9 protein-coding genes and 1 pseudogene are annotated in these 10,285 nt (G+C 41.6%); 7 read left to right on the forward strand and 3 right to left on the reverse strand.

What is annotated here, in order from left to right; all coding sequences use genetic code 11:
• Nucleotides 1-423 precede the first annotated feature (423 nt).
• The 4 genes from O9290_RS13935 to O9290_RS13950 all read left to right on the forward strand — a co-directional run bounded on the left by O9290_RS13935 (nucleotide 424) and on the right by O9290_RS13950 (nucleotide 4,158).
• Nucleotides 424-1,467, forward strand: a complete 1,044-nt coding sequence (locus O9290_RS13935; RefSeq protein ID WP_002761971.1) for a DNA cytosine methyltransferase — start codon at nucleotides 424-426, stop codon at nucleotides 1,465-1,467.
• Between the two features lie 486 nt (nucleotides 1,468-1,953).
• On the forward strand, nucleotides 1,954-2,289 hold the full coding sequence (locus O9290_RS13940; RefSeq protein WP_002761973.1) for a hypothetical protein: 336 nt from the start codon (nucleotides 1,954-1,956) through the stop codon (nucleotides 2,287-2,289).
• 488 nt (nucleotides 2,290-2,777) lie between these two features.
• Entirely contained in the window at nucleotides 2,778-3,251 is a 474-nt protein-coding gene (locus tag O9290_RS13945) for a tRNA (cytidine(34)-2'-O)-methyltransferase (RefSeq protein ID WP_002761975.1), read from the forward strand.
• Between the two features lie 319 nt (nucleotides 3,252-3,570).
• Complete coding sequence (locus tag O9290_RS13950) at nucleotides 3,571-4,158, forward strand: prepilin-type N-terminal cleavage/methylation domain-containing protein (protein WP_288057042.1); 588 nt, start codon at nucleotides 3,571-3,573, stop codon at nucleotides 4,156-4,158.
• A gap of 13 nt (nucleotides 4,159-4,171) precedes the next feature.
• Here O9290_RS13950 and O9290_RS13955 read toward each other — a convergent pair whose 3' ends face one another.
• The gene (locus O9290_RS13955) at nucleotides 4,172-4,528 is read right to left on the reverse strand and encodes a 4a-hydroxytetrahydrobiopterin dehydratase (RefSeq protein WP_002761979.1); all 357 of its coding nucleotides are present in this window, start codon (nucleotides 4,526-4,528) and stop codon (nucleotides 4,172-4,174) included.
• Between the two features lie 183 nt (nucleotides 4,529-4,711).
• Between O9290_RS13955 and O9290_RS13960 the strand changes: the two genes are divergently transcribed.
• Entirely contained in the window at nucleotides 4,712-5,308 is a 597-nt protein-coding gene (locus O9290_RS13960) for a nucleotide-binding protein (RefSeq protein WP_002761980.1), read from the forward strand.
• 155 nt (nucleotides 5,309-5,463) lie between these two features.
• A complete protein-coding gene (bchB, locus tag O9290_RS13965; protein ID WP_288057034.1) occupies nucleotides 5,464-6,990 on the forward strand; it encodes a ferredoxin:protochlorophyllide reductase (ATP-dependent) subunit B in 1,527 nt (508 codons plus the stop codon).
• A 49-nt stretch (nucleotides 6,991-7,039) separates the two neighbouring features.
• Here bchB and O9290_RS13970 read toward each other — a convergent pair whose 3' ends face one another.
• A complete protein-coding gene (locus O9290_RS13970; RefSeq protein WP_288057032.1) occupies nucleotides 7,040-8,167 on the reverse strand; it encodes a class I SAM-dependent methyltransferase in 1,128 nt (375 codons plus the stop codon).
• Between the two features lie 640 nt (nucleotides 8,168-8,807).
• Nucleotides 8,808-9,692 (reverse strand): lipoyl synthase, encoded by an 885-nt coding sequence (lipA, locus tag O9290_RS13975; protein ID WP_147069886.1) that lies wholly within the window; start codon nucleotides 9,690-9,692, stop codon nucleotides 8,808-8,810.
• A gap of 252 nt (nucleotides 9,693-9,944) precedes the next feature.
• On the opposite strand from lipA, the pseudogene O9290_RS28205 reads away from it, so the two are divergent.
• Nucleotides 9,945-10,157: pseudogene (locus O9290_RS28205) on the forward strand (mechanosensitive ion channel family protein); the annotation flags it as partial.
• Between the last annotated feature and the right edge of the window lie 128 nt (nucleotides 10,158-10,285).

Below are 10,285 nucleotides of genomic sequence, written 5' to 3' on the forward strand. Positions count from 1 at the left end.
CTTTCGGACTTTGTTGGAAGACCTGGGGACAATTTGCTTGAATACAGTGGAATGTACGATTAGGGAGGGAAGTTATCGTTTTTCTAAGATAACTCGACCGACCCAACTGCAACAAAAAGCGTTAGATTTATTGGGAGTTTCTCTGATTTGTACCCAGTAACGGGGCGGCGTAAATTCTCTTAATCCCTTCTACAGCACAGGTTATGGCTTTTTGTCAACGGGGAAGTCCAGTTATACTAAAATCTAAGATAGCCGGTTTAATACTAAATCCGTTGAGTAACGCACAGAAAACGGGTTTCTCGGAGAAACCCGTTTTCTACTCATGCAAAAGGCAAAAAGGGGAATAAATAATCAGTCTTTAATAACCAGATTTAGTATAATATCGTCTCTGGGATCAAAACAAAAGCTTAGAATAGATAAAATATGTGGACTTTTATTGATTTATTTGCCGGTATAGGAGGATTTAGAATCGCCCTAGAAAATCTCGGTTGTCAATGCGTTTTTTCTTCGGAAATCGATCCTCACTCCCAAAAGGTTTACTTGGCTAACTATGGTCATTTACCCGATAATCAAGACATCAGAAAATTAGAGGTAAAAACTGTCCCCGATCATGATATAATGTGCGGCGGTTTTCCCTGTCAAGCGTTTAGTATCGCTGGCAGAAAACACGGTTTTGAAGATGCACGCGGAACCTTATTTTTTGAAGTTGCCCGGATATTACACGAAAAGAAACCGAAAGCTTTTATCTTAGAAAATGTCCAGGGTTTAGTCCATCATGATCGAGGTAAAACTTTAAAAACTATTTTAGATATACTAGAAAAGGATTTGCATTATTTTGTCCCTAGTCCCCAGATTTTAAATGCCAGATATTTTGGGGTTCCTCAAAACCGTCCCCGAATTTTTATCGTCGGTTTTCGAGAGGATTTGAATATTTACCATTTTTCCTATCCCCAACCAACCCATCAAGAAACTTGTCTCAAAGATATCCTAGAAGAAAAGGAAGTCAGCGTTAAATATTATCTCTCTAATCAGTATTTAGAAACTTTGTTTAAACACAGGGCCAGACACGAAAATAAAGGTAATGGTTTTGGTTATCAGATTATTTCTCCCGATGGTATCGCTAATGCTATTGTGGTGGGAGGTATGGGAAAAGAAAGAAATTTAGTTATCGATCAAAGACTGACTAATTTTACTCCCGTTACTCGCATTAAGGGAGAGGTAAATAAATTATTCGTCCGCAGAATGACCCCCAGAGAATGGGCAAGATTACAGGGATTTCCCGATAGTTTTCAGATTGTTGTCAGCGATGTCCAAGCTTATAAACAGTTCGGTAATTCTGTGGCTATTCCCGTGGTAGAAGCGGTGGCAAAAGAGGTGATTAAAACTTTAGATTTATCCAGAGATTCTCAAGAAAATATCAGGGTTAAAGACCTACAGGGGAGACAATTAGATCTATTGTCAATCTGAGGAACAATAACAATTTTTTCTAGGGGTTTGGGTATATTAAGAATAGTTATTATTTGATCAATATGATCGCTGTTTATGCTCGACTCTCACTGGATTAACAGTGGACTTGTTACATAAGTGGGTGGGTGGAATTAAATATATAGCGGTTCTCACACCTGTGTGGCACACTTAAACCTTTGCTAATTAAGCTTTTCAACATCGATAATGTACCTAGTGCGAACAGGAAACGCTATAAGATGAACGTAGGTTGGGTTGAAGCATGAAACCCAACGCCCGATTATGTTACGCTACCGCTAACCCATCCTACAAATAATTGTGCCTCCCTACTTAATTAATTTTCGAGAGTTCAAAAATGAGAAAAATAGGCATGAGACAAAAATAAAAAGAGCAAAAGAGGTGATGGTTTCGCCGGTTGTGCTTGTTAAAGGTATCTTGCTTATACTACACTTGTAACACCAATAGGTTTAGTATTCGGGAGAAAAAATTATGCGGACAATCACACGCACCACCACTACCGAGATGGAAGTCACCAGCATTCGTCTGGAAAGAGTCCTCAAAGACAAGCTGAAAGAGATTTCCGGCAATCAAGGTTATCAAGCACTCATTCGCGATGTCTTATGGAATTTCGTTCAGCAAAAATCAGGAGATTATCGACCTCAGTTTTGTGCCACCGATATAAGGGCAGTATTTAACGCTACAGCTAGAAAAAATGAGATTTGCACTCTTACAGGCAAGTTAATCCCCGCTAATGAAACAATGTTGTTAGGTTTGACGATCTATGGCGATTTAGTCCCGTTGAGTATGGATAGTTATCCCAATTAAATTAAAATAAGTTTGACTAGGGTGGGGGAGAATCCAGTATAGTTAGTCCTCACCCAAGGGAGATGGGAAGTGGGAATTATAAATTTAAATTATGAATTATGAATTGAGAGGTGGGGAGTTTTTTGCTGTAAACAGTGAACTGATAACCGATAACCGATAACTGATAAGTAGGTAGGCGTTAAAAATTATCAGACACCCCCCTTATCAAGGGTAGGGTTGATTCATGAATCAACCCTACCTTATCAAGGAGGGCAGGGGGATCGAACCTAAAATCCATTTTTAATTTAATTATAGCAATTCCCATAGTTGTGAGGTACAGAGTCTTAGGTTTTGAGGAGTCAGGAGTCAGGAGTCAGGAGTCAGGAGTCAGGAGTCAGGATTCGGGATTCAGGATTCAGGAGTCAGGATTCGGGATTCAGGAGTTAAGATTTTGGTGTACCTCATGAGATTGGGAAACGCTATATAACCAGCTACTTAACTGATAACTGATGACTGAAGCAATTTTACGAGTGGTTTTAATCAATCCGCAAATTCCGCCAAATACGGGGAATATTGCCCGTACCTGCGCCGCAACGAGGACAGAATTGCATTTAGTTGGTCCCTTGGGTTTTGAAATTAGCGATCGCTATCTGAAGCGGGCCGGCTTAGATTATTGGCCCTATGTAAAACTCATGTACCACTTGACAATAGATGATTTCTGTGTATATCAACAAAAGAGCGGCGGAAGGGCGATCGGGTTTACAGTGCGCGGCAGCAGTAGTTATGTGGAATACAGCTATCAAAGCGGAGATTGGCTACTTTTTGGCAGTGAAACCGACGGTATTCCGGCAGATTTATTAAATCAATGTGATCATACAGTTTATATTCCCATGGCGGAACCGGGGGTGAGAAGTTTAAATCTTTCCGTTAGTGTGGCAATCGGATTATTTGAGGCCAGACGACAATTGGGATTTATTCGTTAGCGGGACATTTAGCTATATATAGCGTTTCTGATTCACAAGAGGTACATTCCCGATCCTGAACAGCTTAATCAGCAAAGGTTTAAGTGTGCCGCACAGATGCGAGAACCGCTATAAACAGAGCAAATAAACTAAATTGAGCAAAAAATCAGAAAATTGCTTTTATTTAGCTGATTTTTGCCCATATCAGAAAAAATAGTGATCGCAGTCAATCTTGTCCGTAATAACAGCAAGAAATTATGTGGATTATCCTAGAGCAAATTAATTTTTGCTCCTTTCTAATCCCATAATTTATTGAAAATAAAAAGGCAAGATGAGGCTCATGAATATCTTCGACCTTTCTCGAAAACATTTTGGCAATCTACAGCTTTTTCATCGGCAAAAATCCAACTCTGGCTTAACTCAAGTCGAGATGTTAGTTACCTTAATTTTATTAGGAATTCTCTTAACCATTGCCCTTTCTGTTTATCATCGTTTAATGGCTTGGATTCGCTTAAATATCGCCACCTTTGAAATATCACAGCAGTGGAAAAATACCCGTTACCAAGCCATGGGAGAAGGTTCTTATCCCCTATCTTTGTGCATGGCAGAAAGTGAAACTGAACAGATTAAAGTGGCAAAAGTACAAGGAGACGAATGTGAAAATGTCACCGATTGGACTCCCATCACTCGTGGTGTTAGCATCGATACTGATAATTCTACCCTACGCCGAGTTAGTGGACCTGTCGGTAATCAAGGGACAATTTATCGCGCTAGTTGGGCCGATACAAAGGGGGGGTTAGGGGGTTCTTGGGGACAGTTAGGCAGAATTACTTTAGTTGCTTCCGGTACACCCGACAAACGCTGTTTATTTTTATTCCGTGTTGATGGTAGTTGGGATATTCGCCAAGATAATAAATGTGTGCTTTAAAGCTGATTTAAAACTAGGGAATCAGGCGATCAATTTGTTGAGCTAAATCAAAATCTAAGTTACTTAAACCTCCCACTTCATGGGTAGTGAGGGAAAGAGTGACGCGATTGTAATTGATGGTAATATCAGGATGATGACCTAGGAATTCAGCTGGAGTAACTAAGCGATTAACAAAAGTGATCGCTTCGATAAAATTGTTAAATTTAAAAGTTTTTTCAATCCGTTGATCTCGTAACTGCCAACCCGGGATAGTCTGTAATTGTTGAGAGATTTCTCGATCGGATAAACGAGTAGCGGGTAAAGAGAGGACTAATTCACCAGTTAACCCAATCATGAAAGCGATCGCTATTGCTAAGAATTGGTTCAACATTGAAGACGCTGCCGTAGTTGTGGTGAGCGGAAAAAGTGATCGATCGGGAGAGCATAATGTCGAGAGAGCCACGCTCAAAAATCGACAATTCTGACCGATAGCTTTTCTGGGGGGAAACTTAGACGGTTTTCAGTCCGTCTGGGATTACACTAGAAAATACTCACTTATTCGATCGAGCCGTTCATGATTATTTCCGTCGTAGCACTGAAGGGAGGGGTCGGGAAAACCACCACATCGATTCATTTGGCCGCCTATTTTCAAGAAAAAGCGCCCACCTTATTGATTGATGCGGATAAAAATCGTTCGGCTCTCCATTGGTCCCGGGAAGACACCCTTCCTTTTATGGTAGCGTCCCAAGCTGGAGCGACGGGACTGGTGAAACAATACACTCATATTATCGTCGATACCCAGGCCCGGCCGGAGCCAGACGAGTTAAAAGATTTAGCTCAGGGCAGCGATTTATTAATCCTACCCACCACTCCCAATCATCTCGATATCGATGTCACGATTAAAGCGGTAGAATTGCTGTCCACGATGACCGATAATTATCGAGTTCTGTTAACCCAAGTGGATTCACGGACAAAAACAGGACGGGAAGCGCGGAAAGCTCTAGAAGAAGCGAAATTACCGCTATTTAAGCGAGAAATTCCCCGTTTAGTTGCTTTTGAACGAGCGGCCGAAAAGGGAGTCATCGTCAAAGATTATCCCGACCCCCGGTCGAATTTCGGTTGGCTTTGTTACCAAGCGGTCGGTAAAGAAATTTTTGCCCTAATGACATAAATTGTTAAAAAAGTTAATATTAATATTTGTGTCATTTTTCCCCAAAAAGATACTTAATCTGCATGGGGACTTTTTGTAATCTTCCGTTAAGCGTTCACTCCTAAATCGGTAAAGTCTGAGACAATCAAAAAAGTCTGACTGTAGGAGAACCCTCTATGAAATTGGCCTATTGGATGTATGCGGGTCCCGCTCATATTGGCACTTTAAGGATCGCCAGTTCCTTTAAAAATGTTCATGCTATCATGCACGCTCCTCTGGGAGACGATTATTTTAACGTCATGCGCTCGATGTTGGAAAGGGAGCGTAATTTTACCCCCGTCACTGCTAGTATTGTCGATCGTAATGTTTTAGCCCGGGGTTCCCAAGAAAAAGTCGTCGATAATATTGTTCGCAAAGATCGCGAAGAAAGTCCCGATTTAATCGTTTTAACCCCCACCTGTACCTCCAGCATTCTCCAAGAGGATTTACAAAACTTTGTCGAAAGAGCGCGACAGGATGCCCAAGGAGATGTGCTGCTGGCCGATGTTAACCACTATCGCTATAATGAACTACAAGCGGCCGATAAAACTCTCTATCAAATTATCAAATATTATCTCGATAAGGCCCAGAGAAAAGGGGAAATTATCTCCCAGAAAACCCCTAAACCTTCGGTTAATATTATTGGTATTACCACCCTCGGTTTCCATAACCAACATGATCGCACGGAATTAAAGCGGTTAATGGCAGATTTGGACATTGAAGTTAACGAAATTATTCCCGAAGCTGCCTCGGTGGACAACTTAAAAAATCTGCCCCGCGCTTGGTTTAATCTGGTTCCCTATCGAGAAGTGGGATTAATGACAGCCAAATATCTCGAAAGTGAATTCGCTATGCCCTACGTTGATATTACCCCCATGGGAGTGGTGGAAACAGCGCGCTGTATTCGCAAAATCCAAGAGGTAATTAATGCCCAAGGTGCAGCAGTAGATTACGAAGATTTTATCAATGAACAAACTCTGCATATCTCCCAAGCTGCTTGGTTTTCTCGTTCCATTGACTGTCAGAATTTGACAGGGAAAAAAGCGGTGGTTTTTGGTGATAATACCCACGCAGCCGCTATGACAAAAATTCTCGCCAGAGAGATGGGAATTCATGTGGTTTTAGCGGGTACTTATTGCAAGTATGATGCGGATTGGTTCCGGGAACAAGTGAGTGAATATTGCGATGAAGTGTTAATTAGTGATGATAATGGGGCGATAGGAGATGCTATTGCTCGCTTGGAACCAGCGGCGATATTTGGTACTCAAATGGAACGTCATGTGGGCAAACGTTTAGATATTCCCTGTGGAGTAATTGCCGCACCTATTCATATCCAAAATTTCCCCCTCGGTTATAAACCTTTCTTAGGTTACGAAGGCACTAATCAGATCGCCGATTTGGTCTATAATTCCTTTACTTTGGGTATGGAAGATCACCTATTAGAGATATTCGGTGGTCATGATACAAAAGAGGTAATTACTAAGGGTATTTCGGCAGATTCTGACCTAAATTGGAATAAGGAAGCGACGGCAGAATTACAGAAAATACCCGGTTTTGTGCGGGGGAAAGTTAAACGAAATACCGAAAAATTCGCCCGGGAGCGAGGTATTGGTGAAATAACTTTAGAGGTAATGTATGCCGCTAAAGAATCCGTAGGAGCTTAATCATTTCTTAGGGCTGAAAGTTAACAGCATTCAGCCCTATTTTTTTTAGTTATTTACTTAATCCCTGAAGTATTCTTTCCTCTACTCCTTTCCCCTGAATTAACACTCCAAATCCTCCTAAACCGGTGGGATTGATTAATTGATGTAGGGCATCTCGACGCTGAAATATCGTTAATATATCGATTTTTCCTTGAGAAAGTTGATTTAATCTATCTCCCAATCCCAAAGCCATTAAAAATAATCCTTGCTGAGTAAAACCGAGATTTTTTAAGTCTAATTTCTCCCCTTGACGTTGTAAAGCGGTAAAATCCACATGAGTGGTAATATCTTGTTCTCCCACCCACAAATAAGGATGATCATGACGCTGATGTTGTCGATAACATTGTAGGGTTCCTTGACTTCTTTGGGGATGATAATATTTTTCGGCAGTGTAACCGTAATCTATGGTTAAGATATAACCTCGATCGAGTTTCCGATTAACGGTTTCTAACCAGTCTAAAGCTAATAAGTTTACCTCGGTTTGATAACCCTCCGGATAAAGTGGGGAAGGAATATTTATCCCCACTAAATCAAAATAGTCTTTGATTCTGTCAGTAGATAAATCTCCGATAATCTCCTGAAAAGGTTCCCCCAATCCCAGATAAATTTCTCGTAATTCTCCCGACTCGATCACAACTCGATGGACAGGAAAAGCATCGATTAACTCATTACTAAACACACAACCCACAAGGGAATTATCGGCTAAATCCGGCCAACTTTGCCAAGATACCGGGGAATATCCCGCTAAAGTTGCCCGTTGTCTTTCCCTGAGTTTCTGAGATTGTTCGATAATTATATAACTGAGATTTTGATAAAAATCAGCATAGCTATCACTTAAATAATCAAGGATATCCTTCGCTAAAATCCCCGAACCTGCTCCCACTTCCACTAAAGTAAATCCAGGCGAATTGCCCAAAAATTCCGCCATCTCGACAAATTGCTCTGCCAACAATTGACCAAAATCTGCCCCTAGAGACGAGGAAGTAAAAAAATCTCCTTTTGAGCCAATTTCTACTTTTCCAGAGGTGTAATAGCCATAATCAGGGTGATAGAGAGCTAAATCCATCCAGCGCTCGAAGCTAATTCGACCCGCTACTGATTGTTTAATTTCCTCTAGGATGATTGCTTCTAAATTCATCTTGATCAGGGAATTATGAATTATGAATTATGAATTATGAAATGGGAATTATACTAAATCCAGTTACTAAAGACTGATTATCTATTCCTTCTTTTGCCTGAGTGCCTCTTGCCTTTTGCCCATCCTTATAAGTAGGTAGGCACAATTATTTGTAGGATGGGTTAGCGGTAGCGTAACCCATGCGGGCGTTGGGTTTCATGCTTCAACCCAACCTACGTTCATTTTATATTTAATTCCACCCACCTACTTAGGGTTTACTGAAAAAGTTTGTTGGTGGGGCTAGGGTGTGGGGTGTGGGGTGTGGGGTGTAGGGTTTTACCCATTTTCAGGCGGTCAATTACCTAATTTTCAGGGAAAAAGTCCCTGAATTTTCCCCCTGATCACTCCCATGCCGGGTACTTTTTGATTGACAAAAAGTCTAAAAGTCTTACCCAACAAGGTTTTTAGATTTATTCAGCAAACCCTACTTAAGTAGCCTATACTCAACGGATTTAGTATTAGTAAACAGTAATCATTGATCAGTAAACAGGTATAAAGATAAAGATAAAGATAACTAACTAATTAACTTAAAACTTACATCTGATCACTGATAACTGATAACTGATCACTGATAACTGATAACTGATAACTGATAACTGATTTAATCTCCCGCATGATAGGAACTGCGGACTAGGGGGCCGGATCTAACCTGGGAAAAACCCATTTTTTGGGCAATTTCTCCCAACTCGCTAAATTCTGCGGGAGTCCAATATTTCTGTACGAGCAAATGTTCCAGAGAAGGACGCATATATTGACCAATAGTAACTCGATCGCAGTCGATCGCCCGTAAATCTGCCAAAGTCTCGATAATTTCCTCTTTTGTCTCACCGTGACCGACCATTAGGCCAGATTTCGTCGGAATTGACCGATCGATTTCCTTAACATAACGCAAAACCGCCAAAGAGCGATCGTATTTAGCCCCGCGTCTAACCGGTCCTTGCAAACGGCGCACCGTCTCGATATTGTGATTGTAACAGGCAGGTTTTGCCCCTACCACCGTCGCCACCCGTTCCTGTTGACTTCCCTTGCCTCCGGCAAAATCCGGGGTTAACACTTCAATTAAAGTGTGGGGATTGAGTTCGCGAATGGCTGTCATCGTCCGCACGAACCAACTGGCTCCGCCGTCTTCCAGATCATCTCTAGCTACAGAAGTCAAGACAACGTAACTTAAATTTAACAATTGCACCGCTTCTGCCACTTTTTGCGGTTCCTCCACATCGAGAGGCATGGGTGCATGACCCTTATCCACTTGACAAAAAGCACAGGACCGGGTACAGGTGGGACCCATCAACAAAAAAGTCGCCGTACCTTGGGCATAACATTCGCCGCGATTGGGACAGCGACCCTCCTCGCAGATAGTATGAATGTTCCTTTGTTTGATAATGCGCTGAACCGTGGAAATTTCGCTAGATTTGCCGAGCGAACGCCGTAACCAAGGGGGTAAAGAGGTAATTTCCTTGCGCCACTGTGGGGAAATATTGGACATGAGAAGTTAAGTAGGGTGTTGGGGATTTCAGTTATCAGTAATCAGTTATCAGTGAGGGGTTGGGGTTGGGGAGAGGGTAGAAGGGAGAAGGGAGAAGAGAGAAGGGAGAATAAATAAAAGCTGACGGCTGATAGCTAAAAAGCTGATAACCGACTCCCCAAAACGAAAACTTCCTATCTCACCATTAAGATAACTGCTATAAGCTGAGAAAGCGGGTAAAGATCATTGTTAATCAAAAAGGAAACTTAGGCAATGGGACGATGGCAACGGAGAAAAATTTTCAATCTGGTCATTCAAGGATTGGCGGGTTGCCTCTTAGTTAGTATATTTGTTCTTAATTCCCTGCCATCCCTAGGCCAAAATTTTCTAGTTCCATTTGCATCTCCCACGGGGACAAGGATTTTTGTAGCCGGGGATATAGAATATGCTTCCGTGAATCTAGATGGATTTGCCTTATCGAAAATTTGGGTTAAAACCCCGTCCTTTTAGGACGGCTTTAAGCTACAATGGAAAAAGCGATAACCAAGCTAAAAACTGAACCTTGACAACAGATAGTAGGGGGTTTTGTTCAGAAAAGAATTCAAATTCGGCCT

Origin of the sequence: Microcystis sp. LE19-41.2A (assembly GCF_027530405.1) — a bacterium.
Classification (GTDB): Bacteria; Cyanobacteriota; Cyanobacteriia; order Cyanobacteriales; family Microcystaceae; genus Microcystis; species Microcystis aeruginosa.